We start from the raw sequence: 670 nt of genomic DNA, 5'->3' as shown, positions 1-670 counted from the left end.
TATCCTTGATAACCGGCATCTTTGGACAACCACAAATCCGTAAATACAGGGTGATCAAATGAAGTAATTTCCTCGTCAATCATGGCTTTATCATGTATAGCACCTCTCCAGGTAAATCCTACAAAATGAATAAACTGGTATTCGTCGCAAATGATGGTGTTTTTGATGGTATGATCAGCTTGCTTCTTGGAATAGTCATTTTGCTGAGCCTCCCTATCTGTATTGCGCTCAATAGGGCGCTCCGTAACATCCAAATGCATTGAATCAATATTTTCATCTATAGTGCTTTTTCTTTGTCGGCTACGGAATAACCGGATCAATTCTTCAGTATTCCTAGCAGCATGTAAATCCAAGTCTTTGAGTGCTTCCAACAAAACCGGGGTTAGCACTTTTTTCCAACGACTGACTTGACCTTGGTTCATATCAAACGTCGCTCCAGCAACTTCCTGTAATGGATTTATCTTGTACAAATACAAGATGAAAAATAGTTTTTCCCGATTAGTTGGTATAGTTTTAGTGGGCGCGTGCAATTGTTTTGCCGTCAAGGGCTTCGAGCGTCGTTTACCTCGAAAATTGTAATGCTTGTGCGCTTGAAGCCACCTTGGCTCAAAGGCACTGAACAAAACGTCAAATTCCTCCGGATAGATGCTGGTAATCGCCAAAAATCGTT

Annotated in this window: 1 protein-coding gene; it reads right to left on the bottom strand. The window is 41.2% G+C overall.

Features of this window, described 5'->3' with window-relative positions:
- Positions 1-476, bottom strand: a 476-nt coding sequence (locus tag FRY97_RS22005; protein WP_147169774.1) for a transposase family protein, incomplete at its 3' end; no start/stop codon positions are given.
- Positions 477-670: the final 194 nt, after the last annotated feature.

Source organism: Phaeodactylibacter luteus (assembly GCF_007993045.1).
GTDB lineage: Bacteria > Bacteroidota > Bacteroidia > Chitinophagales > Saprospiraceae > Phaeodactylibacter > Phaeodactylibacter luteus.
The sequence above is the reverse complement of the archived record's forward strand: the minus strand, read 5'-3'. Positions and strand labels throughout refer to the sequence as shown.